Annotated in this window: 24 protein-coding genes and 1 riboswitch; of the genes, 18 read left to right on the top strand and 6 right to left on the bottom strand. The window is 43.7% G+C overall.

Annotated elements, in window-relative coordinates:
* Nucleotides 1-65 precede the first annotated feature (65 nt).
* Complete coding sequence (locus O3664_RS07580) at nt 66-956, top strand: cation diffusion facilitator family transporter (RefSeq protein ID WP_020901629.1); 891 nt, start codon at nt 66-68, stop codon at nt 954-956.
* 140 nt (nt 957-1,096) lie between these two features.
* On the opposite strand, the gene galR is transcribed toward O3664_RS07580, so the two are convergent.
* Nucleotides 1,097-2,101, bottom strand: a complete 1,005-nt coding sequence (gene galR / locus O3664_RS07575; RefSeq protein WP_371613845.1) for a DNA-binding transcriptional regulator GalR — start codon at nt 2,099-2,101, stop codon at nt 1,097-1,099.
* Between the two features lie 164 nt (nt 2,102-2,265).
* Here galR and O3664_RS07570 point away from each other — a divergent pair, with 164 nt between their 5' ends.
* The 3 genes from O3664_RS07570 to O3664_RS07560 all read left to right on the top strand — a co-directional run bounded on the left by O3664_RS07570 (nt 2,266) and on the right by O3664_RS07560 (nt 5,418).
* Nucleotides 2,266-3,444 carry a galactokinase gene (locus O3664_RS07570; protein WP_371613844.1) on the top strand — a complete coding sequence of 393 codons (1,179 nt, stop codon included), beginning with the start codon at nt 2,266-2,268 and terminating at the stop codon, nt 3,442-3,444.
* Nucleotides 3,445-3,462: 18 nt separating this feature from the next.
* The gene (locus O3664_RS07565; protein WP_084954414.1) at nt 3,463-4,944 is read left to right on the top strand and encodes a UDP-glucose--hexose-1-phosphate uridylyltransferase; all 1,482 of its coding nucleotides are present in this window, start codon (nt 3,463-3,465) and stop codon (nt 4,942-4,944) included.
* 69 nt (nt 4,945-5,013) lie between these two features.
* The gene (locus O3664_RS07560) at nt 5,014-5,418 is read left to right on the top strand and encodes a PaaI family thioesterase (protein WP_000651198.1); all 405 of its coding nucleotides are present in this window, start codon (nt 5,014-5,016) and stop codon (nt 5,416-5,418) included.
* 32 nt (nt 5,419-5,450) lie between these two features.
* Here O3664_RS07560 and O3664_RS07555 read toward each other — a convergent pair whose 3' ends face one another.
* The 4 genes from O3664_RS07555 to O3664_RS07540 form a co-directional block, all read right to left on the bottom strand.
* On the bottom strand, nt 5,451-6,713 hold the full coding sequence (locus O3664_RS07555) for a nucleobase:cation symporter-2 family protein (RefSeq protein ID WP_371613843.1): 1,263 nt from the start codon (nt 6,711-6,713) through the stop codon (nt 5,451-5,453).
* Nucleotides 6,713-7,294: a xanthine phosphoribosyltransferase gene (locus O3664_RS07550; protein ID WP_371613842.1), complete on the bottom strand. Its 582-nt coding sequence runs from the start codon at nt 7,292-7,294 to the stop codon at nt 6,713-6,715. The genes O3664_RS07555 and O3664_RS07550 overlap by 1 nt, the downstream gene beginning before the upstream one ends.
* 326 nt (nt 7,295-7,620) lie before the next feature.
* A riboswitch (purine riboswitch) is annotated at nt 7,621-7,716 on the bottom strand.
* A gap of 231 nt (nt 7,717-7,947) precedes the next feature.
* A complete protein-coding gene (locus O3664_RS07545) occupies nt 7,948-8,334 on the bottom strand; it encodes a bleomycin resistance protein (RefSeq protein ID WP_371613841.1) in 387 nt (128 codons plus the stop codon).
* Nucleotides 8,335-8,345: 11 nt separating this feature from the next.
* A complete protein-coding gene (locus O3664_RS07540) occupies nt 8,346-9,173 on the bottom strand; it encodes an exodeoxyribonuclease III (protein WP_004241106.1) in 828 nt (275 codons plus the stop codon).
* Nucleotides 9,174-9,306: 133 nt separating this feature from the next.
* Between O3664_RS07540 and O3664_RS07535 the strand changes: the two genes are divergently transcribed.
* The 14 genes from O3664_RS07535 (at nt 9,307) to trpA (ending at nt 24,540) form a co-directional block, all read left to right on the top strand.
* The gene (locus O3664_RS07535; protein WP_000675331.1) at nt 9,307-9,762 is read left to right on the top strand and encodes a DUF3290 family protein; all 456 of its coding nucleotides are present in this window, start codon (nt 9,307-9,309) and stop codon (nt 9,760-9,762) included.
* The gene (locus O3664_RS07530) at nt 9,759-10,394 is read left to right on the top strand and encodes a DUF421 domain-containing protein (protein ID WP_000174447.1); all 636 of its coding nucleotides are present in this window, start codon (nt 9,759-9,761) and stop codon (nt 10,392-10,394) included. Before O3664_RS07535 ends, O3664_RS07530 begins: the two co-directional genes overlap by 4 nt.
* Before the next feature lie 54 nt (nt 10,395-10,448).
* Nucleotides 10,449-12,194, top strand: coding sequence for an ABC transporter ATP-binding protein (locus O3664_RS07525; RefSeq protein ID WP_371613840.1), 1,746 nt, complete (start codon nt 10,449-10,451; stop codon nt 12,192-12,194).
* Nucleotides 12,184-13,926 (top strand): ABC transporter ATP-binding protein, encoded by a 1,743-nt coding sequence (locus tag O3664_RS07520; protein WP_371613839.1) that lies wholly within the window; start codon nt 12,184-12,186, stop codon nt 13,924-13,926. Before O3664_RS07525 ends, O3664_RS07520 begins: the two co-directional genes overlap by 11 nt.
* A 183-nt stretch (nt 13,927-14,109) precedes the next feature.
* A complete protein-coding gene (locus tag O3664_RS07515) occupies nt 14,110-14,802 on the top strand; it encodes a sugar transferase (RefSeq protein WP_049502473.1) in 693 nt (230 codons plus the stop codon).
* A 42-nt stretch (nt 14,803-14,844) separates the two neighbouring features.
* Nucleotides 14,845-16,074 (top strand): DegT/DnrJ/EryC1/StrS aminotransferase family protein, encoded by a 1,230-nt coding sequence (locus O3664_RS07510; protein ID WP_261081032.1) that lies wholly within the window; start codon nt 14,845-14,847, stop codon nt 16,072-16,074.
* A gap of 428 nt (nt 16,075-16,502) precedes the next feature.
* A complete protein-coding gene (gene trpB / locus O3664_RS07505) occupies nt 16,503-17,681 on the top strand; it encodes a tryptophan synthase subunit beta (RefSeq protein WP_060805803.1) in 1,179 nt (392 codons plus the stop codon).
* Between the two features lie 599 nt (nt 17,682-18,280).
* On the top strand, nt 18,281-19,642 hold the full coding sequence (trpE, locus tag O3664_RS07500; protein ID WP_070526726.1) for an anthranilate synthase component I: 1,362 nt from the start codon (nt 18,281-18,283) through the stop codon (nt 19,640-19,642).
* On the top strand, nt 19,639-20,205 hold the full coding sequence (locus O3664_RS07495) for an aminodeoxychorismate/anthranilate synthase component II (protein WP_371613838.1): 567 nt from the start codon (nt 19,639-19,641) through the stop codon (nt 20,203-20,205). Before trpE ends, O3664_RS07495 begins: the two co-directional genes overlap by 4 nt.
* 10 nt (nt 20,206-20,215) lie before the next feature.
* Nucleotides 20,216-21,220 carry an anthranilate phosphoribosyltransferase gene (trpD, locus tag O3664_RS07490; RefSeq protein ID WP_033684824.1) on the top strand — a complete coding sequence of 335 codons (1,005 nt, stop codon included), beginning with the start codon at nt 20,216-20,218 and terminating at the stop codon, nt 21,218-21,220.
* On the top strand, nt 21,217-21,984 hold the full coding sequence (trpC, locus tag O3664_RS07485; protein ID WP_371613837.1) for an indole-3-glycerol phosphate synthase TrpC: 768 nt from the start codon (nt 21,217-21,219) through the stop codon (nt 21,982-21,984). The genes trpD and trpC overlap by 4 nt, the downstream gene beginning before the upstream one ends.
* Nucleotides 21,971-22,570 (top strand): phosphoribosylanthranilate isomerase, encoded by a 600-nt coding sequence (locus O3664_RS07480; RefSeq protein ID WP_371613836.1) that lies wholly within the window; start codon nt 21,971-21,973, stop codon nt 22,568-22,570. Before trpC ends, O3664_RS07480 begins: the two co-directional genes overlap by 14 nt.
* A complete protein-coding gene (gene trpB, locus O3664_RS07475) occupies nt 22,548-23,771 on the top strand; it encodes a tryptophan synthase subunit beta (RefSeq protein ID WP_371613835.1) in 1,224 nt (407 codons plus the stop codon). Before O3664_RS07480 ends, trpB (O3664_RS07475) begins: the two co-directional genes overlap by 23 nt.
* Nucleotides 23,764-24,540, top strand: coding sequence for a tryptophan synthase subunit alpha (gene trpA, locus O3664_RS07470; protein WP_371613834.1), 777 nt, complete (start codon nt 23,764-23,766; stop codon nt 24,538-24,540). The genes trpB (O3664_RS07475) and trpA overlap by 8 nt, the downstream gene beginning before the upstream one ends.
* On the opposite strand, the gene O3664_RS07465 is transcribed toward trpA, so the two are convergent.
* Entirely contained in the window at nt 24,512-25,171 is a 660-nt protein-coding gene (locus O3664_RS07465; RefSeq protein WP_033684826.1) for an A24 family peptidase, read from the bottom strand. The genes trpA and O3664_RS07465 overlap by 29 nt on opposite strands.
* Between the last annotated feature and the right edge of the window lie 36 nt (nt 25,172-25,207).

Raw genomic sequence — 25,207 nt, 5'->3', positions numbered from 1 at the left:
GTTTTAGTAGATAATAATAATGAACAAGGTGTTCATAAATCTATTATAACAAAGGAATGAGAAAGATGAAGGCAAAATATACTGTTTGGGTAGCTTTTTTCTTAAATTTAAGCTATGCTATTGTTGAGTTTATCGCAGGAGGCATCTTTGGTTCGAGTGCTGTTCTTGCTGATTCTGTCCATGACTTGGGAGATGCTATAGCTATTGGCATATCGGCCTTTTTAGAAACAATCTCAAATAGAGAAGAAGATAGGCAGTACACCTTGGGTTACAAGCGATTTAGTCTTTTAGGGGCACTTGTGACTGCTGTGATTCTTATCACAGGATCCATCCTAGTGATTTTGGAAAATATAACTAAACTTTTTAATCCACAGCCCGTTAATGATGAAGGTATCCTCTGGCTAGGGATCATTGCAGTCAGTATTAATGTGCTAGCTAGTCTAGTAGTTCGCAAGGGAAAGACAAAGAACGAGTCAATTCTCAGCCTGCACTTTTTTGAAGATACTCTTGGTTGGTTGGCTGTCATTCTAATGGCGATTATCCTCCGATTTACAGATTGGTATATTCTTGATCCGCTCTTATCTCTTGTCATTTCCATCTTCATTCTAACAAAAGCCATTCCACGTTTTTGGTCTACACTCAAGATTTTCTTGGACGCTGTGCCGGAAGGAGTAGAGACTGGTGATTTGGAGAAGGATTTGGATGCTCTGACCAATGTCAAAAGTGTCAATCAACTTAGTATTTGGTCCATGGATGGTCTGGAAAATAATGCCATTATCCATCTCTGTTTAGAAGATTGGGAGCAGATGACGGAAACAAAGAATCAAGTGCGTCAGCTCTTAGAAGAAAGAGGTGTGCAGAATATTACAATCGAAGTGGATACCAGCCAAAGCAATCATGCGCAACATAAGCGGAGGGTAACAGCCTTAGAGCAACCCCATGGGCATCAACACTAGAAAAGAGGCTGGGGAAAAGTCTTTAAAAGTGAAAAGCGCATAGTGTCAGGCATTAAAAAAACTTGATACTATGCGTTTTATTGTGGGGACATTTACTTCATTTTATCTTGAAATTTAGTTTTTGCCTAGATTCTAATATCTTAATCATTCCTTGTACTCTCTCTCAATGTCAGTCTGGTTCCCAGCATGGTCAGGCTAGGGATTTTGCGACCGTGGAGTACTTCCTTATTAAGAATATCCATACCTGCTCGGCCCATTTCCTCGGTATAAACGGTGATGCTAGAGAGAGGAGGATAAACCTGCTTGGTCAAGCTAGTGTCATTAAAAGAAATGAGGCTGACGCGGTCTGGCAGGCTGATTCCAGCTTCTTGGAGGGCACGGAGAGCACCGATGGCTAAACTATCACTGGCAGCAAAAAAAGCTGGCGGGAGTTGGTCTCCCAAGCTCTGAATGGCTTCCTTCATCAAGTCATAACCAGACTGGGCAGTAAAGCTTCCTTGAAAGACCAGTTCATCATGATAGATTCCTTTTGTTTGACTGTAGTTTCTGAAGTTTTCTAGACGCTTATCCTGAATGATTTCTTCTTGGTCAGTTGTTTCCTCAAGCCCTGTTAGAATCCCGATACTGTCCATTCCTTGGCTGAGGAAATAATCGACAACTTGTTTCATGGCAGTGTAAAAATCCGTGATAATACAAGTATGTCCTAGTGAAAGTGTATCGCTGTCTAGAAATACAAGAGGCTTTTGGTATTCTTCAAAGGCAGAAATCTGAGCTCGGCTAAATTTTCCGATGCAGAGAATCCCAATTACTTCCTCGCTTAATGTAAAAGGATGGTCATTAAAATAGCGCAAGATATCATAGTCCAGTTCTTGGGCTCTTTTTTCGATGCCTAGGCGAATCTGGTAGTAGTAGAGATCGTCTAGCTCCCCTTGTTCGCTGACCCATTGGATAATGGCAATCTTTTGCTTGGGCTTGTGGGACTCGCCTGTCTTGAGATGCTTAGTGTAGCCCAGCTCTTCAGCAACGGTTAAAATACGATGTCTCGTTTCTTCTGTAACAGATAGGCTCTGGTCGCGGTTGAGGACACGGGATACGGTCGCGATAGAGACAGAGGCTAGCTGTGCAATGTCTTTTAAGGTAGTCATAAATCCTCCTTCTTTTAGGTTAGTATATCATATTTTTCTGCTTTTTACCGATAGTTTAGTAAAATTTTAGTAAAAAGGATTGACCTTGGGAAATCCCTTGGATACAATAGAAGAAAACGATTACACGTTAAGGTGACTTAACGGACAGTAAAAGGAGAAATCATATGACACAACATCTTACTGCTGAAGCCCTTCGTAAAGACTTTCTTGCTGTTTTTGGTCAAGAAGCAGACCAAATATTCTTTTCACCAGGTCGTATCAATTTGATTGGGGAACACACAGACTATAATGGTGGACATGTATTTCCAGCAGCCATTTCCTTAGGAACTTATGGGGCTGCTCGCAAACGTGACGACCAAGTTTTACGTTTCTACTCAGCTAACTTTGAGGACAAGGGTATTATCGAAGTGCCTCTCGCCGACCTCAAGTTTGAAAAAGAGCACAACTGGACCAACTATCCAAAAGGTGTCCTTCATTTCTTGCAAGAAGCTGGACACGTGATTGACAAAGGTTTTGATTTTTATGTTTATGGGAATATCCCAAATGGTGCTGGCTTGTCTTCTTCAGCATCCCTTGAACTCTTGACAGGAGTCGTGGCAGAGCATCTCTTTGATTTAAAATTAGAGCGTCTCGATTTGGTTAAAATTGGAAAACAAACAGAAAATAACTTTATCGGAGTCAACTCTGGTATCATGGACCAGTTTGCTATCGGAATGGGAGCGGACCAACGTGCTATTTACTTAGATACTAACACTTTAGAGTATGACTTGGTGCCACTTGATTTGAAGGACAATGTCGTTGTTATTATGAACACCAATAAACGCCGTGAATTGGCGGACTCTAAATACAATGAACGTCGTGCTGAGTGTGAAAAAGCGGTGGAAGAATTGCAAGTTGCCTTAGATATTCAGACCTTGGGTGAATTGGACGAGTGGGCCTTTGACCAATACAGTTATCTGATTAAAGATGAAAATCGTTTGAAACGTGCTCGCCATGCTGTGCTTGAAAACCAACGTACTCTCAAAGCCCAAGTAGCCCTTCAAGCAGGAGATTTGGAAACATTTGGTCGTTTGATGAATGCGTCACACGTTTCCCTAGAGCATGACTATGAAGTAACTGGTTTGGAATTGGATACTCTTGTTCACACAGCTTGGGATCAAGAAGGAGTTCTCGGTGCTCGGATGACAGGGGCAGGTTTTGGCGGATGTGCCATTGCCTTGGTGCAAAAAGACACTGTTGATGCCTTTAAGGAAGCTGTTGGCAAACACTACGAGGAAGTAGTTGGCTACGCTCCAAGCTTCTATATCGCTGAAGTTGCAGGTGGCACTCGCGTCCTTGACTAGTTAAAAGGAGGCTCTATAGTGACCTTAGTAGATAAATTTGTAACACACGTTATTGCTGAAAGTTCATTTGAGGAAATGGATCGAATCTACCTGACCAATCGTGTCTTGGCACGAGTGGGAGATGGTGTTTTGGAAGTTGAGACTGGTCTAGATAAATTGATTGACCTCAAAGACCAGTTGGTTGAGGAAGCCGTTCGATTAGAGACGATTGAGGATAGTCAGACTGCGCGTGAGATTCTCGGTGCTGAACTGATGAACTTGGTAACTCCTTGTCCAAGTCAGGTCAATCGTGACTTCTGGGCAACCTATGCCCAATCTCCTGAGCAAGCGATAGCGAATTTCTACCAACTCAGTCAGAAGAATGACTACATCAAACTCAAGGCTATTGCTAAAAATATCGCTTATCGTGTTCAATCTGATTACGGAGAGCTTGAAATTACCATCAACCTCTCTAAGCCTGAGAAGGATCCGAAAGAGATTGCGGCAGCCAAGTTGGTGCAAGCTAGTAATTATCCTCAGTGTCAGCTTTGTCTAGAGAATGAGGGCTACCTTGGTCGAGTTAACCACCCAGCTCGCAGCAACCACCGTATTATACGTTTTGAAATGGCTGGTCAGGAGTGGGGATTCCAGTATTCGCCCTATGCTTACTTTAATGAGCACTGTATCTTTTTAGATGGCCAGCATCGTCCCATGGTCATTAGTCGTCAGAGTTTTGAGCGTTTGTTGGCTATCGTAGAGCAGTTTCCAGGATATTTTGCTGGCTCTAATGCCGACTTGCCGATTGTGGGAGGCTCTATTCTAACTCATGATCACAATCAGGGAGGCCGTCATGTCTTTCCTATGGAATTGGCTCCCTTGCAAAAGACCTTCCGATTTGCTGGTTTTGAGCAGGTCAAGGCTGGGATTGTCAAGTGGCCTATGTCAGTGTTGCGTTTGACTTCGGATTCCAAAGAAGATTTGATCAACTTAGCTGACAAGATTTTGCAGGAATGGCGTCAGTATTCAGACCCTGCCGTGCAGATTTTGGCAGAGACAGACGGGACACCGCATCACACCATCACACCTATAGCGCGTAAGCGTGATGGACAGTTTGAGTTGGACTTAGTCTTGAGAGACAATCAGACTTCTGCAGAACATCCTGATGGCATCTATCATCCCCACAAGGATGTTCAACATATCAAGAAGGAAAATATCGGCTTGATTGAGGTCATGGGCTTAGCAATCTTGCCCCCACGTCTGAAAGAGGAAGTGGAGAAAGTCGCTAGCTATCTTGTAGGAGAAGCTGTTACAGTTGCCGACTATCATCAGGAATGGGCAGACCAACTTAAAGCTCAACATCCAGACTTAACGGATAAAGAAAAAGCCCTTGAAATCGTCAAGGACTCTGTGGGTGCTATCTTTGCGCGTGTGCTTGAGGATGCAGGAGTTTACAAGCAAACGGAACAAGGACAGGCAGCCTTTATGCGCTTTGTGGAACAGGTTGGAATTTTGCCAGACTAGGAGCTTTCTCCTTGCACAGTCCTATAAAAAGTAGTATCATAGTGTCGTTTGAAATATCAGGAGGAAACGATGAAAGATTTTCATTTTGACGCTATATCTGCCTTTGAAAATTACGAAATTGAAAAAATGAGAGATGGTCACGTTGTGGTGACGACAAAAGTAGTGGATTCGTCGCTCAACTACTATGGCAATGCACATGGTGGCTATCTCTTTACTCTCTGTGACCAGATCAGTGGTTTGGTGGTTATCTCGCTGGGGCTTGATGGAGTGACACTTCAGTCCTCTATCAACTACCTCAAAGCAGGAAAACTCGACGACGTATTGACCATTAAAGGAGAATGTGTCCATCAAGGTCGCACAACCTGTGTGGTGGATGTGGATATTACCAATCAAGAAGGCAGAAACGTCTGCAAGGCAACCTTTACCATGTTTGTCACAGGCCAGCGGTCAGAAGACAGACAGGTAAGGATATAGAGAAACAAAAAAGAGGCTCGCACCTCTTTTTCTTATTTCTTTTTATGATTTAATACAGCATTGAGTACAATGGCGAGTAGGCTGGCTACGACGATTCCGTTTGAGAAGAACATTTGGAAGGCTGTCGGCATGCTGACAAAGAGATTACTGTTATTGAGTCCGACACCTGCAGCGATTGATACAGCTGCGATAAGGAAGTTGTGTTCATTGTTAGCAAAGTCAACACGAGCGAGGATTTGCATCCCTTGAATAGATACAAAACCAAACATCACCAGCATGGCACCACCGAGGACAGGGCTTGGAATGATTTGGGCAAGGGCACCAAACTTAGGAAGGAGTCCAAGGAGAACCAGGAAACCAGCTGCGTAGTAGATTGGCAGGCGAGTCTTGATACCTGATAATTTAACCAAACCAACGTTTTGTGAAAATCCTGTGTAAGGGAAGGTGTTAAAGATTCCTCCGAGAAGTACGGCCAAACCTTCTGCGCGGTAACCGTTGCGCAGGCGCGTGCTGTCGATTGGATCTTTTGTGATATCAGACAAGGCCAGATAAACACCAGTAGACTCAACCATAGACACTGTTGCGATGATACACATCATGACAATAGATGAGATTTCAAAGGTTGGCATCCCAAAGTAGAGTGGAGTTGGGACATGGACAAGTGGTGCTGCCGTAACAGGAGAGAAGTCCACCAAGCCCATGCTAGCAGCAATGGCTGTTCCAACAACTAGACCAATCAAAATGGAGATAGACTTGATAAATCCTTTGGTAAAGATGTTGATCAAGAGGATAATCAGAACAGTAATGGCTGCAAGCAAGAGACTTTGACCAGTTGGTTCTGGAACGTTATTTCCCATATTTCCAATAGCGACAGGAATCAAGGTTAAACCAATCGTAGTAATAACAGATCCTGTTACGATAGATGGGAAGAGATTGGCTACTTTTGAGAAAATGCCTGAAACAAGAACCACGTAAATCCCTGATGCGATAAGGGCACCAAACATAGCGCCACTACCATGGCTTTGCCCAATCATAATCAAGGGAGCGACCGACTGAAAGGCAACTCCAAGAACGACTGGGAGTCCAATTCCAAAGTATTTGTTGAGTTGGAGTTGAAGGAAGGTTGCCACCCCACACATGAAGATATCTGTAGAAATCAGGTAGGTCAACTGCTCAGTTGAATAGCCAAGGGCTGTCGCAATCATGATGGGAACCAGGATGGATCCTGAGTACATAGCTAGTAAGTGCTGCAAGCCAAGAACAGCTGCTTGCGAGTGTTTTTCTTGAGTTTGCATTAGAGATCTGCCTCCTTAAATACGACTTGACCATTTTCAAAACGATCCAAACGAGCGAGTGATAGAACAGAGTAGCCTGCTTTTTCAAGCAAATCACGGCCATCTTGGAAGGATTTTTCAATCACAATACCGATAGCTTCGACTGTGGCACCAGCTTGTTCGATGATTTGAATCAAGCCTTTGGCAGCTTGGCCATTAGCAAGGAAATCATCGATAATCAAGACCTTGTCCTCTGGTGAGAGGAATTTTCCAGCGATAGAAACGGTGCTGGTAACCTGCTTTGTAAAGGAGTAAACTTCGGCAGTTAAGATGCCTTCGTTCATGGTGATGTTTTTAGCTTTTTTGGCGAAAATCATGGGAATGTTTAAGGCTTCAGCTGTAAAAACAGCTGGGGCAATACCCGACGCTTCAATGGTTACGACTTTGGTAATGCCAGCAGAAGCAAATTTTTCCGCAAAAATCTTACCAATCTCTCGCATCAAGCTAAAGTCAACTTGGTGGGTTAAAAAGGAATCCACCTTGAGGATGTTGTCACCCAAGATATGCCCATCCTTGAGGATGCGCTCTTCTAATAATTTCATAAGACCTCCTAAAGTCTAAAAGCCAGTTTACTTGTTGGTTAAATGTTTCTATGGTGATCCAGTTTGCTAGTACTATATATTTGATAAAACTAGTACGAGCGAAGCGAGTCTTATCAAATATTTCCCGTTGTAGTGGTATCATAGACAATAAGTTTGTTATTGTCTATGACGGAATTTTTGAGACTTTTGGCTCAAAAATTAGGGATGAAATTCCGAAGGAAGTTGCTCCCGTCCGCACTACTTAAGGGAAATATTAAAAATATTCAAAAAGGACCTACTTAATCTCTAAGTAAGTCCCCAAAATAGGCATGGCAAAAAAGACCATCCCCTCAAGCTAACTTACTTATTGTTAGGTGTTCCGGCACCTTGTAGAAACGTCGTGCCAATTCACGACATAAACAAGTAAAACGATATTCGATTTAACATAGGCTTGTGCCAATGTTTTTATTTTACACTAAATAGCTTTAGAAATCAAATATTTTGTTAGTATTTTGCTTAAAAAACGAACATATATTATAAAAATGGGTAAAAAATAAGTTATTGACTAACATTTAGAAGATTTTTCCATCATGAAAGGCATATTATCAAGATTTTTCAAGACTTGACAATATGCCTTTTTCTGATTTTAAAGACTTTACCCAGTCTCTATTATTCTATTCGCTAAATCTTAAAAAATAGCCATCTGGATCCAAAATCGCAAATTCATGGGGATATATAAAGCTATCTCCTACTCGAAATTCTCTTTTTGTCAGGGGACGATGGATAGGATAGTCAGCTTCCAGCAGTTTTTGGTGGAGTTGAGGAATATCTGCAATGCCAAAGGAAATATTGACACCGCGCCCGAAAGGATAGGTCAGCTGAGCTAATTCTTTTACGCTGCCTTCTTCTAGCATAAGTTGGCAGTCTTCAAGCGAGAGGAAGAGAAATTTCTCCTCTGGACGCTCGTATTCGACAGAGAATCCTAGCAGGTTGCAGTAGAAGTGGCGTGATTTTTCGATGTCAGATACTACAAATTCAGGAATGACAGCTTGATAGTCCATTCGTTTTCTCCTTAGAGTTCAATCTCCATGACAATGGGTGTGTGGTCTTGGCGAGCTCCCGAGTCGATCATATCAGACTTAGTCACCTTGTTAGCGATGCGGTTACTTGTGAGCCAGTAGTCAATTCTCCAGCCAGTATTATTGATTTTAGAGGTCTTGCTGCGCTGTGCCCACCAAGTGTAGCGTTCTGGAACATCGCCGTGAATGTGGCGGAAGGTATCAGTAAATCCAGTTGCTAAAAGGTTGGTAAATCCAGCACGTTCCTCGTCGGTAAATCCAGGTGAACGGCGGTTGCTGGCAGGATTTGCAAGGTCAATTTCATTGTGGGCTACATTGTAGTCACCGGTCGCAAGGACTGGTTTTTCTTTGTCTAGTTCAGCCAAGTACTCCGCATATTTGACATCCCAGACTTGGCGTTCTTCCAAACGTTTGAGGCCGTCGCCAGCGTTTGGAGTGTAAACTTGGGTCACGAAAAATTCATCAAATTCTAGAGTGATGATGCGACCTTCTAAGTCCATGGTAGAAGGGGCACCGATTTCTGGAAAAGTGACAGTGGGTGTGAGTTCTTTCTTATAAAGGAACATGGTTCCAGCATAGCCTTTGCGGGCAGGTTCTTGAGAAGAACGCCACGTGTTTTCGTAGTTTGGAAAGAGTTCAGCTAAAATTTCCAAGTGTTTTTTAGTAGGACCCTTGGCAGAAAGCTTGGTTTCTTGGATAGCGATGATATCAGCATTTTCAGCGACCAAGGTTTGTAGTACTTCTTGGGACAATTTGGCACGAGTTGAGTCACTAGTTAGGGCAGCATTGAGGGAATCAATATTCCATGAGATGAGTTTCATAAAGTTACCTTTTTCATTCAGATTATAGATTTTATTATACCAAAAAAAGGTCCATTTCCCCAACGTATGGCTTGAAAAATCACTCTCTTTCGTTTATAATTAAGAATGATTTTATGAAAGGGAGTGAAAATAAATGAAATTTTACTCATATGACTATGTACTTAGCCAAATCAGTCAGCAAAATGGCATCATGATTGGCTTTGGAATTGTTCTCCTAGCTATCACAGGATTTTTTGCTTTTAAAGCCTATCGAGATAAAAAGGGGACTAAGTTTCGGGAATTGGTCATGATTTTGGCCTTGACCTTGGTGGCCATGCTTTTGGTGACAATCTCAAAATACCAGACCAATCAAGCCTCTAACAACCAATTTCAAACCTCCCTTCATTTCATAGAGGTTGTTTCCAAAGACTTGGGAGTGGATAAATCAGAAGTTTATGTCAATACTTCTGCAGCCACTGATGGAGCGCTTGTCAAGGTAGGTCCAAATTTCTACCGCGCCATGAACGGGAGCCAACCAGACAAGTATCTTTTAGAGAAATTAGAATTGCATCAAACAGACGCTATTGAATTGGTGGAGGTAAACAAATGACACTCAATTATATGGAAATTTTAATCAAACTGGCCTTGGGTCTTTTCTCGCTTGTTTTTGTTATCAATGTGACAGGAAAGGGGAATCTAGCACCTAACTCTGCTACAGACCAAATTCAGAACTATGTTCTCGGTGGTATCATTGGTGGGGTGATTTACAATAGTTCTATCAGTATTCTCCAGTATGCAGTGATTTTGATGATGTGGACGATTTTGGTCTTGACCCTCAAATGGCTCAATAACAATGTTCGTTTTGTCAAACGCTTGATTGATGGTAAACCGACTCTGCTCATCAAAAATGGGCAGATTGACCCAGAAGCCTGTCGTTCAGTTGGTTTGTCTGCGGCAGATGTTGCTCTCAAACTTCGTAGCCAAGGAATTTTCCAGATGAAGCAAGTTAAACGAGCTGTGCAAGAGCAAAATGGCCAACTCATCGTAGTCCAAATGGGAGATGAAAATCCTAAGTATCCAGTTGTGACTGACGGTGTGATCCAAGTAGATGTTTTGGAATCGATTGGTCGTAGCGAAGAGTGGTTGCTTGATAACCTCAACAAGCAAGGACATGACAATGTAGCTAATATCTTTATCGCTGAGTATGACAAGGGTGCCGTTACAGTCGTAACCTATGAATAAGAAAAACCTGGGGTCTTGGCCTCAGGTTTCTATTTGCAATCAGAAAGGGATTTTATGTCCATTATTCAAAAACTTTGGTGGTTTTTCAAGTTAGAAAAACGCCGTTATCTAGTCGGAATTGTGGCCCTGGTCTTGGTTTCCGTCCTTAATCTCATTCCCCCCATGGTCATGGGGCGGGTCATTGATGCTATCACATCGGGACAATTAACCCAGCAGGACCTCCTTCTTGACTTATTTTATTTGCTTCTTGCGGCTTTTGGGATGTACTATCTGCGTTATGTTTGGCGTATGTATATCCTTGGAACTTCCTACCGTTTGGGGCAGATTATGCGGTCTCGCTTGTTTGAGCATTTCACAAAAATGTCTCCAGCCTTTTATCAGACCTATCGGACGGGAGACCTGATGGCGCACGCAACCAATGATATCAATGCCTTGACTCGTCTCGCAGGTGGTGGGGTCATGTCTGCGGTGGATGCCTCTATCACAGCTCTGGTGACTTTGCTGACCATGCTCTTTAGCATTTCCTGGCAGATGACTCTGGTTGCCATTTTGCCCCTACCTTTCATGGCTTATGCAACCAGTCGTTTAGGGAGAAAGACTCATAAGGCCTTTGGTGAATCGCAGGCAGCCTTTTCCGAACTTAATAACAAGGTACAAGAGTCCGTATCAGGTATCAAAGTGACCAAGTCTTTCGGTTATCAGTCGGATGAGCTCAAGTCCTTTCAGGCGGTTAATGAATTGACCTTCCAAAAGAACCTCCAAACCATGAAATACGATAGTCTCTTTGACCCCATGGTTCTCTTGTTTGTTGGTTCATCCTATGTGTTAACCCTCTTGGTCGGCTCCTTGATGGTTCAGGAAGGGCAGATTACGGTTGGGAATCTGGTTACCTTTATCAGCTACTTGGATATGCTGGTCTGGCCTCTTATGGCCATTGGCTTCCTCTTTAATATTACTCAGAGGGGGAAGGTTTCTTACCAACGGATTGAAAATCTTTTGTCTCAGGCATCGCCTGTACAAGACCCTGAATTTCCTTTAGATGGTATTGAAAATGGGCGATTGGAGTACACCATTGATAGCTTTGCCTTTGAAGATGAAGAGACACTGACGGATATTCACTTTAGTCTAGAAAAAGGGCAAACATTGGGCTTGGTCGGCCAGACAGGCTCTGGGAAAACATCTTTGATCAAGCTCCTCTTGCGTGAATACGATGTGGATAAGGGTGCTATTTACCTAAACGGTCACGATATTCGGGACTATCGTTTGACAGACCTTCGCAGTCTCATGGGCTATGTTCCTCAGGACCAGTTTCTCTTTGCGACTTCAATCTTAGACAATATTCGCTTTGGGAATCCTGATTTACCACTTTCAGCGGTCGAGGAAGCGACTAAGCTAGCCCAAGTTTACCAAGACATTGTAGTCATGCCTCAGGGATTTGATACGTTGATTGGTGAAAAGGGAGTCAGTCTTTCTGGAGGTCAAAAGCAGCGTCTGGCCATGAGTCGGGCTATGATTTTAGACCCTGATATCTTGATTTTGGATGATTCTTTGTCGGCCGTGGATGCCAAAACAGAGTATGCGATTATCGACAACCTCAAGGAGACGCGAAAGGACAAGACAACCATTATTACGGCTCATCGCCTGAGTGCAGTTGTCCATGCAGATCTAATCTTGGTTCTGCAAAATGGTCAAATTATTGAACAGGGCACACACGAAGACCTGCTAGCTATGGATGGCTGGTATGCCCAAACCTACCAGTCTCAACAGTTGGAAATGAAAGGAGAAGAAGATGCAGAATAAGAAAGAACAATGGACTGTATTGAAGCGCTTGATGTCTTATCTCAAGCCTTATGGACTCCTGACCTTTTTGGCACTCAGTTTTCTCCTAGCGACTACGGTCATTAAAAGCGTCATTCCCCTTGTGGCTTCCCACTTTATCGACCAGTATCTGAGCAATCTCAACCAACTCGCCGTGACCGTTTTGCTGGTCTACTATGGTCTCTATATCTTGCAAACTCTGGTTCAGTATGTCGGTAATCTTCTCTTTGCGCGCGTGTCTTACAGTATTGTTAGGGATATTCGTCGCGATGCCTTTGCCAATATGGAAAAGCTGGGCATGTCTTATTTTGACAAGACGCCAGCAGGCTCCATCGTCTCTCGTTTGACAAATGACACCGAGACTATTAGTGATATGTTTTCGGGGATATTATCCAGCTTTATCTCAGCAGTTTTCATCTTTCTGACAACCCTTTATACCATGTTGGTGTTGGATTTTCGTTTGACAGCTTTGGTCTTGCTCTTTCTCCCCTTGATTTTCATTTTGGTCAATCTCTATCGGAAAAAATCAGTGAAAATCATTGAGAAAACCAGAAGTCTCTTGTCAGATATCAATAGCAAGCTGGCTGAAAACATCGAGGGAATCAGAATAATCCAGGCCTTTAATCAAGAGAAGCGCCTACAGTCAGAGTTTGATGAAATCAACCAAGAACACTTGGTCTATGCCAACCGTTCTGTAGCCTTGGATGCCCTCTTTTTGCGCCCTGCCATGAGTTTGTTGAAACTCCTAGGATATGCAGTTTTAATGGCCTATTTTGGCTATCGTGGCCTTTATCTGGGAATAACTGCCGGGACTATGTATGCCTTTATCCAGTACATCAACCGCCTTTTTGACCCCTTGATTGAAGTAACGCAAAACTTTTCAACCCTTCAAACTTCCATGGTTTCTGCAGGCCGTGTCTTTGCCCTGATAGACGAGAGGACCTATGAACCCCTTCAAGAAAATGGGCAGGACGAGATCAAAGAAGGCAATATCCGTTTTGAACATGTATGTTTCTCTTATGATGGAAAACATCCGATTCTGGATGACATTTCTTTCTCTGTTAATAAGGGTGAAACCATAGCTTTTGTAGGGCATACAGGTTCTGGGAAATCTTCGATTATTAATGTCCTCATGCGCTTTTATGAATTTCAGTCAGGGCGAGTTCTCTTGGATGATGTGGATATCAGGAACTACAGTCAGGAAGAGTTGAGAAAAAACATCGGTCTGGTCTTGCAGGATCCCTTCCTCTATCATGGGACCATTAAGTCCAATATCGCCATGTACCAAAATATTAGTGATGAGCAGGTACAGGCTGCAGCTAGCTTCGTAGATGCAGATTCCTTTATTCAAGAACTTCCTCAGGGTTATGACGCCCCTGTTTCTGAGCGTGGCTCCAGTTTTTCAACAGGGCAGCGCCAGCTTCTAGCCTTTGCTAGAACAGTCGCCAGTCAGCCTAAAATCCTGATTTTGGATGAAGCGACAGCCAATATTGACTCTGAAACAGAAAGTTTGGTTCAAGCTTCACTGGCGAAGATGAGACAGGGACGGACAACCATTGCCATTGCCCACCGTCTTTCTACTATCCAAGACGCCAACTGTATTTATGTTTTGGACAAAGGGCGAATTATTGAGAGTGGAACCCATGAGGAACTCTTGGCTCTGGGAGGAACCTATCACAAGATGTATAGTTTGCAGGCAGGGGCCATGGCCTAATACTCTTTGAAAATCTATTCAAGTCAGGTCAGCTTTATCTGCAACCTAAAAGCTGTACTTTGATTTTCATTGAGTGTAAGAAGGAAATCCTTCAAATTACAGATTTCTTTCACCGCCTTTTCCATTTTGTGGTATAATGAAAAATGTTGACAAATAGTATAATAAAAACAAAGGAGAAACAGCATGCTGAAATGGGAAGACTTGCCCGTGGAAATGAAATCAAGCGAGGTTGAGTCTTACTACCAGCTTGTCTCTAAAAGGAAGGGTTCGCTGATTTTCAAGCGTTGCTTGGATTGGGTTCTAGCCTTGGTTGTACTTGTTCTGACCTCTCCCATCTTTCTCATCTTGAGCATTTGGATCAAGTTGGATAGCAAGGGGCCAGTGATTTACAAGCAAGAGCGCGTGACCCAGTACAATCGACCTTTCAAGATTTGGAAGTTCCGTACCATGGTGACGGATGCGGATAAACAAGGGAGTCTGGTGACTTCTGCTAACGATAGCCGCATTACCAAGGTTGGCAATTTTATCCGCCGTGTCCGTTTGGACGAACTGCCTCAGTTGGTCAATGTTCTTAAAGGTGAGATGTCCTTTGTAGGGACGCGTCCTGAAGTGCCTCGTTACACAGAGCAGTATAGCCCTGAGATGATGGCAACCTTGCTTTTGCCAGCAGGGATTACCTCTCCAGCCAGCATCAACTACAAGGATGAGGACACTATCATCAGTCAAATGACGGAGAAAGGTCTGTCGGTTGACCAAGCCTATGTCGAACACGTCCTTCCTGAAAAGATGCGCTATAACCTCGCCTATCTCCGAGAGTTTAGTTTCCTTGGAGACATCAAAATCATGTTTCAAACCGTGTTTGAAGTGCTAAAATAAAGTAGTCATGAGAGAATGAGTACAGATAAAAGGAGCAAATCAATGCCAAATTACAATATTCCATTTTCACCACCCGATATTACGGAAGCAGAAATTGCTGAAGTAGCGGATACCCTGCGTTCTGGTTGGATTACAACAGGTCCTAAGACCAAAGAACTGGAGCGTCGCTTGTCTCAATATACACAGACGCCCAAGACTGTCTGTCTTAACTCTGCAACTGCCGCTCTTGAGTTGATTTTGCGTGTTTTGGAAGTGGGTCCTGGAGATGAAGTCATCGTTCCAGCTATGACTTATACAGCTTCATGTAGTGTCATCACTCACGTAGGAGCGACCCCTGTCATGGTGGATATTCAAGCAGATACGTTTGAGATGGACTATGACTTGCTGGAGCAAGCTATCACTGAAAAGACAAAGGTGATCATCCCAGTAGAGCTCGCAGGGATTGTTTGCGACTATGACCGTTTGTTCCAAGTTGTGGAAAAGAAACGTGACCTCTTTACTGCTTCAAGCAAGTGGCAAAAAGCCTTTAACCGTATTGTGATTGTCTCTGATAGTGCCCACGCTTTGGGATCAACTTACAAGGGTCAACCGGCTGGTTCTATCGCTGACTTTACTTCCTTCTCATTCCACGCCGTTAAGAACTTTACAACGGCAGAAGGTGGAAGTGCCACTTGGAAAGCCAATCCAGCGATTGACGATGAAGAGATGTACAAGGAATTCCAAATCCTTTCCCTTCATGGTCAAACAAAAGATGCCCTAGCCAAGATGCAACTGGGTTCATGGGAATACGATATCGTGACACCAGCCTACAAGTGCAATATGACAGATATCATGGCTTCCCTTGGTTTGGTACAATTGGACCGCTACTCTGGTTTGTTGCAACGTCGTAAGGACATTGTGGACCGCTATGATCGTGGTTTTGCAGGTTCTCGCATCCATCCATTGGCACATAAGACGGAAACTGTTGAGTCAAGTCGTCACCTCTACATCACCCATGTAGAAGGAGCGAGCCTAGAAGAACGCAATCTTATCATCCAAGAATTGGCCAAAGCAGGAATTGCAAGTAATGTCCACTACAAACCACTTCCTCTCTTGACAGCCTATAAGAATCTTGGCTTTGATATGGCAGATTATCCAAGAGCCTATGCCTTCTTTGAAAATGAAATTACGCTCCCTCTTCACACTAAATTAAGCGATGAAGAAGTAGACTATATCATTGAGACTTTCAAAACAGTTTCTGAAAAAGTGCTAGCTTCATCAAAAAAATTGTAAAAAAGTCTTGACAAAGAAAAAACAAAGTATTAAAATAAGTTCAACAAATCAGAAAAGTAACTATTTTTGATCTTCAGGGAGCCTGTGGTCATTGTGAACAGGTGGTTGGAAGTAGTGAAAGTGGGCTGATTTTAAAAATGAATTTGAAACAATGAAAATTCGGTGCGCACACCTTACAGTGCAACTTGTTGTTAGACAAGGCAGAGATGTAAAGGGGGATAGTCCCTTTATAATTGAGGTGGCACCGCGTTACCAACGCCCTCACACGGAATTTAATTCTGTGTGTGGGCTTTTTTCTTTCGGTCATTTTGTTTTTCTTTTATTAGGGCGTTAAGTTACCTTGATGAACATAAAGTTCTATCTGCAGCTCCTTGCCTACTACTAAAAGCAAACAAAAAGCCGAATTAATATAGAAAGAGGAAAATTTTATGACAACTAAAGGTTATTTTGGACAATTTGGTGGTAGTTTTGTACCGGAGCCGATTCAGGCTTTGTTGGATGAGTTAGAAGTGACTTTTGACAAGTACAAGGATGATCCAGAGTTTTTGGCAGAGTTTCGCCATTACTTAAAAGACTATTCAGGTCGCGAAACACCGCTTTATTTTGCAGAAAGTTTGACAGATCACTTAGGTGGGGCTAAGATTTATCTCAAGCGCGAAGACCTTAACCATCTGGGTTCACACAAACTAAACAACGTTCTGGGTCAAATCCTTCTTGCAAAACGAATGGGCAAAAAGCGAGTGATCGCAGAAACAGGAGCTGGTCAACATGGTGTTGCGACAGCAGCGGCTGCAGCCAAGTTTGGTATGGCCTGTGATGTCTACATGGGGGCAGAGGATGTGGAGCGTCAACGTCTCAATGTTTTCCGCATGGAGATGATGGGAGCAACTGTTCACGCAGTTGAAACAGGGACACGAACTCTCAAGGATGCGGTAGATGCAGCCTTTGGAGCATGGATGAATGACCTTGAAGCTTTCTATGTACTGGGATCTGCTGTAGGCCCTCATCCTTATCCTACAATTGTTCATGAATTCCAAAAGATCATCAGTGAAGAATCTCGCCGTCAAATCTTAGAAAAAGAAGGCCGTTTACCAGACTACGTTATTGCCTGTGTAGGTGGTGGTTCCAATGCCATTGGTGCTTTTTCACAGTATGTGGCTGATGAAGAAGTTAAATTGGTTGGGGTAGAAGCTGCTGGGCACGGACTTGATACAGACAAGCACGCAGCTACTATGACAAAAGGTAGTATCGGAATTGTTGATGGCATGAAGACTTATGCAGTCTTTAAGGAAGACGGAGAGCTGGCTCCAGTTTACTCTATCTCAGCTGGATTGGACTATCCAGGGGTTGGCCCAGAACACGCCTACTTCAAAGATTCTGGCCGCGTAGAATACGTAGCAGCGACAGATGAAGAAGCTGTTCAAGCCTTGCTCCTTCTTAGTAAGACAGAAGGGATTATCCCAGCGATTGAAAGTTCGCACGCCATCGCAGAAGCGGTTAAACGTGCACCGAAACTAAGTAAAGATGAGATTATCATCATCAATGTCTCTGGTCGTGGAGACAAGGACGTAGCTGCTATTGCAGACTACCTAGAAGCTAAAAAATAAAAGATGGAAAAATTACAGTCTTTTCTCTCACAGAGAGCTTGTGGTTGCTGGAATCAAGCAGAGAAAGCTGTAAGGTTGGGTCCATCTGAAACGAGAGAAGAAAACATAATTCTCAAGGGAGTGCCCTTTATCGCACAGCCTGTTATAGGAAAGTTCTGAGACAGGAATGAGAGATAGGAGAAATCCTATAATTGAGGTGGCACCGCGAATTTCGTCCTCACGCAAGTTATTTTGCGTGGGGATTTTTATATATTTATCGTAGATATGGCTATCAGTTTTAAATTATGCTTCATCACTAGATAGATTTCTATAAAATATTTGCTAACGAAGTGAGCATTGACCCGCTATTTCCCGCTATAGTGGTATTCTAGAGAAGCAAAGATGCTTCTCTAGAACGGAATTTTTGAGAGTAAAATAGTTTGGGGAACTATTTTAGCCTGAGCCTAGAAATGAATGAGCGAGGAGCTCGAAAATTAGGTCTTTCATTTCATGGATTTCTAAAATCATCCACTGGATAATTTTACCTCCCGTCCGCACTATTTAAGGGAAATAGAAAAAAGACCAAAAATTAAAAATAAGAAACTGAAAGGGAAAATACAATGGAACGAATCATTCATGGAGATGTCTTATCACCAATCTTGGCTTATATGCGCCTAAAGGGGCAACACAAGGTTATTTTAGAGAGTATTCCGAGAGACAAGGAAACCGCTCGTTTTTCTATCTTAGCCTATAATCCAGTTTTTGAGATTAAGTTTGAAAATGGAGTTCTTTATCAAAATGGTCAAGTGATTGATCGGGATCCCTTGGATTTCCTTTATGAAGTGACTCATAAGAACCAGCACCATTCAGACCTACCTTTTGGTGGGGGAGCCATTGGATTTGTTGGCTACGATATGATTTCGCTTTATGAAGAAATTGGTCAAATTCCTGAAGATACAATTGGAACTCCAGACATGCATTTCTTCGTCTATGAGAGTTACATGGTCTTTGACCACAAGAAGGAAAAAATCCATGTCATAGAGGATGCTCTTTATAGTGAGCGTAGCCAAGAAGACTTGGAAGAAGCCTTGAACCAAGTGCTTGAGGAATTACGCATTCCTGCTCCAAATGAATTTGAAGACTTGGATCTATCTCCACTGGACTTCAAACCCCATATCGCTCCTCAGAAGTTTGAGGAAATGGTGGAAACAGCTCGTGACTTGATTCGTAATGGCGATATGTTCCAATGTGTACTCAGTCAGCGCTTCTCAGCAGAAGTTACTGGAAATCCATTTGACTTCTACAGAAATCTCCGCGTGACTAATCCTTCTAATTACCTTTATTTCTATGATTTTGGTGATTATCAAATCATAGGAGCTAGTCCAGAAAGTTTGGTTTCTGTCAAAAATGGCATCGTGACAACCAATCCGATTGCAGGGACACGACCAAGAGGCGCTACGGATGAAGAAGATAAGGATTTGGCGACAGACCTGCTTTCGGATGAGAAGGAAACAGCAGAGCATCGGATGTTAGTAGACTTGGGACGTAATGATATTGGTCGCATCTCTGAAACGGCCAGTGTCCAAGTCACTAAGTATATGGAAGTGGAGCTTTTCCGTTATGTCATGCATTTGACCAGTGTGGTCAAGGGGCGTTTGCTTCCAGAACTCACTGCCATGGATGCTTTGAAAGCAACACTTCCTGCCGGAACAGTTTCAGGAGCACCAAAGATTCGAGCGATGAGACGAATTTATGAACAGGAAACAGAAAAACGGGGCGTATACGCAGGAGCAATCGGCTACTTGTCTGCGACGGGTGATATGGATTTCGCCATTGCCATCCGAACGATGATTCTCAAAAATCAAACAGCTTATGTGCAGGCTGGGGCAGGGATTGTCTACGACTCCATTGCCCAAAACGAATACCAAGAAACCATTAACAAAGCAAAATCTATGACTAGAATTGGAGAACTAAGACCATGATTTTATTAATTGACAACTATGATTCTTTTACTTATAACTTGGCCCAATACATTGGGAATTTTGCAGAAGTTCAGGTCTTGAGAAATGATGATCCCAGGCTGTATGAAGAAGCTGGAAAAGCAGATGGTCTGGTCTTTTCGCCCGGTCCTGGTTGGCCAGTTGATGCTGGAAAGATGGAAGACATGATTCGTGATTTTGCTGGCAAGAAGCCGATTCTTGGGATTTGTTTGGGCCACCAAGCTATCGCAGAAGTCTTTGGCGGTAAGCTAGGCTTGGCTCCCAAAGTCATGCATGGGAAACAGAGCAATATCAGCTTTGAAGCGCCATCTGTTTTGTATCAAGGTATTGAGGACGGCCGTGCGGTCATGCGTTACCACAGTATTTTAATTGAAGAGATGCCAGAAGACTTCGAAGTGACAGCTCGTTCAACTGATGACCATGCCATTATGGGAATTCAACACAAAAATCTACCAATTTATGGCTTCCAGTACCATCCAGAGAGCATTGGAACGCCAGACGGCTTGTCTTCTATTCGGAATTTTATCGAGAAGGTTGTAAAGTGAGGAAACTAGGATGAAAGAGATTATTGAAAAACTAGCAAAATTTGAAAATTTATCAGGTGTGGAAATGACGGATGTCATTGAGCGTATCGTAACTGGGCGTGTAACGGAGGCGCAGATTGCTTCTCTCCTTTTGGCTCTTAAGATGAAGGGGGAAACACCTGAGGAACGCACAGCCATTGCCCAAGTCATGAGAGGACATGCCCAACATATTCCAACTGAGATTCATGATGCCATGGACAACTGTGGTACAGGTGGGGACAAGTCTTTCAGCTTTAACATCTCCACAACTGCAGCCTTTGTCTTGGCTGGTGGTGGTGTTCACATGGCAAAACACGGTAATCGCTCGATTTCTTCTAAATCTGGTTCTGCAGATGTCCTCGAAGCCTTAGGCATCAACCTAGACCTCAAACCAGCTGAATTAGGTAAGGTCTTTGATAAAACTGGTATCGTCTTTCTCTTTGCTAAAAATATGCACCCAGCAATGAAATACATCATGCCAGCTCGTTTGGAATTGGGAATTCCAACAATCATGAACTTGACTGGTCCTCTGATTCACCCAATGACTTTGGAAACACAGCTTCTTGGTATTAGTCGTCCAGAACTTCTAGAAAGTACAGCTCAGGTTTTGAAAAATATGGGTCGCAAACGTGCTATAGTGGTTGCTGGTCCAGAAGGATTGGACGAAGCTGGTTTGAATGGAACAACCAAGATTGCCCTTCTTGAAAATGGCGAAATCACCTTGTCAAGCTTTACTCCAGAAGATCTAGGGATGGAACGCTACGCTATCGAAGATATTCGTGGAGGCAACGCTCAGGAAAATGCAGAAATTTTGCTCAGAGTTCTTAAAAATGAACCAAGTCCATTCTTGGAAACGACAGTTTTAAATGCTGGTCTTGGTTTCTATGCTAATGGCAAGGTAGCTAGCATCAAGGATGGAGTTGCCTTGGCCCGCGAAGTCATTGCTAGTGGCAAGGCCCTTGAAAAACTCAGACTGTTACAGGAGTACCAAAAATGAGTCAGGAATTTTTAGCACGAATTTTGGAGCAGAAGGCGCGTGAGGTTGAGCAGATGGAGCTGGAGGAAATCCAGCCCTTGCGCCAGACCTATCGCTTGGCTGACTTTTTGAAGAATCATCAAGACCGCTTGCAGGTGATTGCAGAAGTTAAGAAAGCTAGCCCTAGTCTGGGGGATATCAATCTCGATGTGGATATTGTACAACAGGCCCAGACTTATGAAGCGAACGGCGCAGTAATGATTTCTGTTCTGACAGATGAAGTTTTCTTTAAAGGACATTTAGATTATCTACGGGAGATTTCCAGTCAGGTAAACATTCCGACGCTTAACAAGGACTTTATTATTGATGAAAAGCAAATCATCCGTGCTCGCAATGCAGGTGCGACAGTCATCTTGCTCATTGTGGCAGCCTTGTCAGAAGAACGCCTCAAGGAACTGTATGACTATGCGACAGAGCTTGGTCTGGAAGTCTTGGTGGAGACTCACAATCTAACTGAACTAGAAGTGGCTCACAGACTTGGTGCTGAGATTATTGGGGTCAATAACCGCAACTTGACCACCTTTGAAGTTGACTTGCAGACCAGTGTAGATTTGGCTAAACATTTCAAAGATGATTGCTTGTACATTTCTGAATCTGCTATTTTCACAGGGCAGGATGCGGAACGAGTAGCACCATACTTTAATGGAATTTTAGTTGGGACAGCTCTTATGCAGGCAGAAGATGTGGCCCAGAGAATCAAGGAGTTGCAGATTGATAAAGGTTAAGATTTGTGGACTATCGACCACAGAAGCGGTAGAGACAACCGTATCAGCAGGGGCCGACTACATCGGTTTTGTCTTTGCACCTAGTAAAAGACAGGTGACCTTGGATCAGGCTGCTGAGCTGGCAAAGATTATTCCTGCAGATGTCAAAAAGGTTGGCGTATTTGTTTCACCAAGTCGGGCTCAACTGCTAGAAGCGATTGACAAAGTTGGCTTGGACTTGGTTCAAGTTCACGGTCAGGTGGCAGATGATTTGTTTGAGAATTTGCCTTGTGCCAGTATTCAGGCTGTGCAGGTGGATGGAGAGGGTCATGTGCCCAATTCTCAGGCAGACTATCTACTCTTTGATGCCCCTGTGGCTGGGAGTGGCCAGACCTTTGACTGGGCTCAACTGGATACGACGGGACTAGCACAGCCCTTCTTTATTGCAGGTGGGCTTAAGGAAGACAATGTAGTAAAAGCAATTCAACACTTTACTCCCTATGCAGTCGATGTATCAAGCGGAGTGGAGACAGATGGACAAAAAGATCAGGAAAAGATTAGAAGATTTATAGAGAGGGTAAAGAATGGCATATCAAGAACCAAATAAAGATGGATTTTACGGAAAATTCGGCGGACGTTTCGTCCCAGAAACATTGATGACAGCAGTTTTGGAGTTGGAGAAGGCCTACCGTGAAAGTCAGGCAGACCCAAGTTTCCAAGAGGAATTAAACCAACTCTTACGCCAGTATGTGGGGCGTGAAACTCCTCTTTACTACGCAAAAAACTTGACCCAGCATATCGGCGGAGCCAAGATTTACCTCAAGCGTGAAGACCTCAACCATACAGGGGCCCACAAGATTAACAATGCCTTGGGACAAGTTCTTCTGGCTAAACGCATGGGCAAAAAGAAAATTATCGCTGAAACAGGTGCTGGTCAGCACGGTGTGGCAACTGCAACTGCTGCAGCCCTCTTTAACATGGAATGTACGATCTACATGGGTGAGGAAGATGTCAAACGCCAAGCCCTCAATGTCTTCCGTATGGAGCTTTTGGGAGCTAAGGTTGAGGCAGTGACAGACGGTTCGCGCGTGCTCAAGGATGCAGTCAATGCAGCCCTTCGTTCATGGGTAGCTAATATCGATGATACCCACTATATCCTTGGTTCTGCCTTGGGGCCTCATCCATTCCCAGAAATTGTTCGTGATTTCCAAAGTATCATCGGTCGAGAGGCCAAACAACAGTATCGCGACTTGACAGGACAAGATCTGCCAGATGCTTTAGTAGCCTGTGTTGGCGGTGGTTCAAATGCCATCGGTCTCTTCCATCCATTTGTAGAAGATGAGTCTGTAGCTATGTATGGTGCTGAAGCGGCTGGACTTGGTGTAGACACAGAGCACCACGCAGCTACCTTGACCAAGGGTCGCCCTGGTGTCCTTCACGGTTCCCTCATGGATGTGCTCCAAGATGCTCATGGTCAAATTCTTGAAGCCTTCTCTATCTCAGCAGGTTTGGACTATCCTGGTATCGGTCCAGAGCATTCTCACTACCACGATATCAAACGTGCCAGCTATGTTCCTGTGACAGACGAGGAAGCCTTAGAAGGATTCCAACTCTTGTCTCGCGTAGAAGGGATTATCCCAGCCTTGGAATCTAGCCATGCCATTGCCTTTGCGGTAAAATTGGCCAAAGAACTTGGTCCAGACAAGTCTATGATTGTCTGTCTATCAGGTCGTGGGGACAAGGATGTGGTCCAAGTCAAAGATCGCTTGGAAGCAGATGCAGCAAAGAAGGGAGAAGCTCATGCCTAAGACACTAACAAAAAAATTAAACGCTATAAAAGCAGCTGGAAAAGGAATTTTCGTTCCCTATATCATGGCTGGAGACCATGAGAAAGGTTTGGATGGTCTAGCTGAAACAATCTACTTTTTAGAAGATTTGGGTGTCTCTGCAATTGAAGTGGGCATTCCCTTTTCAGATCCTGTCGCAGATGGACCTGTTATAGAAGAAGCTGGCTTGCGCAGTTTAGCCCACGGGACCTCTACCCAGGCTTTGGTTGAAACCTTGAAAGCCATTGAAACAGAGGTTCCACTGGTCATCATGACCTACTTCAACCCCCTCTTTCAGTACGGTGTGGAGAACTTTGTCAAAGATTTGGCAGATACGGCGGTTAAGGGCTTGATTATTCCAGACCTGCCTCATGAGCATGCCAACTTTGTAGAACCATTTTTGGCAGATACAGACATTGCCTTGATTCCCCTAGTTAGCTTGACCACAGGAATTGAGCGCCAGAAAGAGTTGATTGAAGGGGCAGAAGGATTCGTCTATGCAGTTGCCATCAATGGGGTGACAGGGAAATCAGGCAATTACCGCGCAGATTTGAACAAGCACTTGGCACAACTTCATCAAATGGCCGATATCCCAGTCTTGACAGGATTTGGCGTATCTAGTCAAGCTGATGTAGAACGTTTCAATGCGGTGTCAGATGGCGTTATCGTCGGTTCGAAAATTGTAAAAGCTCTCCACCAAGGAGAGCCGATTCAGGACTTTATCAAACAAGCAGTAGCTTACCAAAAATAATCACACAAGCAGCAAGTAAGAGGAAAGGCACGAAAGGAAGTCTTTCCTTTTTCTTTTGCAGGAGAAAGGCTAGAATTCCCATCGCAGAAGCAAACTGAATCAAGATGAGTAATTCTGTTGCGCTAAAGACGAGAGCACAAGAAGCTAAAAAGAGAAAATCCCCTGCGCCCATGCGGATATCGATAAAATGAGCCAAAAAGCCAAGAGCAAGGAAAAAGACCATGACCAGATTCCAGCCAGAGGAAGCCATGAGGATTAGGTGGAAAGTCATCCAGACCAGTAGGGGATATTCCTGATGGCGAAAGTCGTAGATGCCCAAGGTCAAACCAGCAGTGATTAGGATGACTTGCCCCAAGGAAAGCAATTCCCAAGACCAAGCCAGAAAGAGGAGTCCTAAGCCTAGTTCAAAGAGGGCATACCAGACAGGATAAGGAGCCTTGCAGTAGCGACAGCGAAAGCGATTGAGCACCTGCGAGAGAATCGGAATCAAATCTAAGGGACGCAAGGGAGTCTGACAGGAATCGCAGTGACTAGCTGGTAGGATAATCGATTGCTCAGGAAAACGGTCAATGACCAAACCGAGAAAGGAAGCTAGAATGCTTCCGACAAGAAAAAAATAAAAATCAATCATACTTATCTATTCGTAAAAAATGGGAGAAGTAGTATA

Origin of the sequence: Streptococcus sp. 27098_8_109 (assembly GCF_041432295.1) — a bacterium.
Taxonomy (GTDB): domain Bacteria; phylum Bacillota; class Bacilli; order Lactobacillales; family Streptococcaceae; genus Streptococcus.
Note: the sequence above shows the minus strand (reverse complement) of the source record. Positions and strands in the feature narration are given on the sequence as shown.

Coding starts and splice junctions, on each gene's coding strand:
- trpB (WP_371613835.1), top strand. CDS start 22,548: ATGGCATATCAAGAACCAAATAAAGATGGATTTTACGGAAAATTCGGC.
- O3664_RS07525 (WP_371613840.1), top strand. CDS start 10,449: ATGTCCATTATTCAAAAACTTTGGTGGTTTTTCAAGTTAGAAAAACGC.
- O3664_RS07465 (WP_033684826.1), bottom strand. CDS start 25,171: ATGATTGATTTTTATTTTTTTCTTGTCGGAAGCATTCTAGCTTCCTTT.
- trpD (WP_033684824.1), top strand. CDS start 20,216: ATGAAAGAGATTATTGAAAAACTAGCAAAATTTGAAAATTTATCAGGT.
- O3664_RS07570 (WP_371613844.1), top strand. CDS start 2,266: ATGACACAACATCTTACTGCTGAAGCCCTTCGTAAAGACTTTCTTGCT.
- trpC (WP_371613837.1), top strand. CDS start 21,217: ATGAGTCAGGAATTTTTAGCACGAATTTTGGAGCAGAAGGCGCGTGAG.
- O3664_RS07530 (WP_000174447.1), top strand. CDS start 9,759: ATGACACTCAATTATATGGAAATTTTAATCAAACTGGCCTTGGGTCTT.
- O3664_RS07560 (WP_000651198.1), top strand. CDS start 5,014: ATGAAAGATTTTCATTTTGACGCTATATCTGCCTTTGAAAATTACGAA.
- galR (WP_371613845.1), bottom strand. CDS start 2,101: ATGACTACCTTAAAAGACATTGCACAGCTAGCCTCTGTCTCTATCGCG.
- trpE (WP_070526726.1), top strand. CDS start 18,281: ATGGAACGAATCATTCATGGAGATGTCTTATCACCAATCTTGGCTTAT.
- O3664_RS07535 (WP_000675331.1), top strand. CDS start 9,307: ATGAAATTTTACTCATATGACTATGTACTTAGCCAAATCAGTCAGCAA.
- O3664_RS07515 (WP_049502473.1), top strand. CDS start 14,110: ATGCTGAAATGGGAAGACTTGCCCGTGGAAATGAAATCAAGCGAGGTT.
- O3664_RS07550 (WP_371613842.1), bottom strand. CDS start 7,294: ATGAAATTATTAGAAGAGCGCATCCTCAAGGATGGGCATATCTTGGGT.
- trpA (WP_371613834.1), top strand. CDS start 23,764: ATGCCTAAGACACTAACAAAAAAATTAAACGCTATAAAAGCAGCTGGA.
- O3664_RS07555 (WP_371613843.1), bottom strand. CDS start 6,713: ATGCAAACTCAAGAAAAACACTCGCAAGCAGCTGTTCTTGGCTTGCAG.
- O3664_RS07520 (WP_371613839.1), top strand. CDS start 12,184: ATGCAGAATAAGAAAGAACAATGGACTGTATTGAAGCGCTTGATGTCT.
- O3664_RS07510 (WP_261081032.1), top strand. CDS start 14,845: ATGCCAAATTACAATATTCCATTTTCACCACCCGATATTACGGAAGCA.
- O3664_RS07495 (WP_371613838.1), top strand. CDS start 19,639: ATGATTTTATTAATTGACAACTATGATTCTTTTACTTATAACTTGGCC.
- trpB (WP_060805803.1), top strand. CDS start 16,503: ATGACAACTAAAGGTTATTTTGGACAATTTGGTGGTAGTTTTGTACCG.
- O3664_RS07580 (WP_020901629.1), top strand. CDS start 66: ATGAAGGCAAAATATACTGTTTGGGTAGCTTTTTTCTTAAATTTAAGC.
- O3664_RS07545 (WP_371613841.1), bottom strand. CDS start 8,334: ATGGACTATCAAGCTGTCATTCCTGAATTTGTAGTATCTGACATCGAA.
- O3664_RS07540 (WP_004241106.1), bottom strand. CDS start 9,173: ATGAAACTCATCTCATGGAATATTGATTCCCTCAATGCTGCCCTAACT.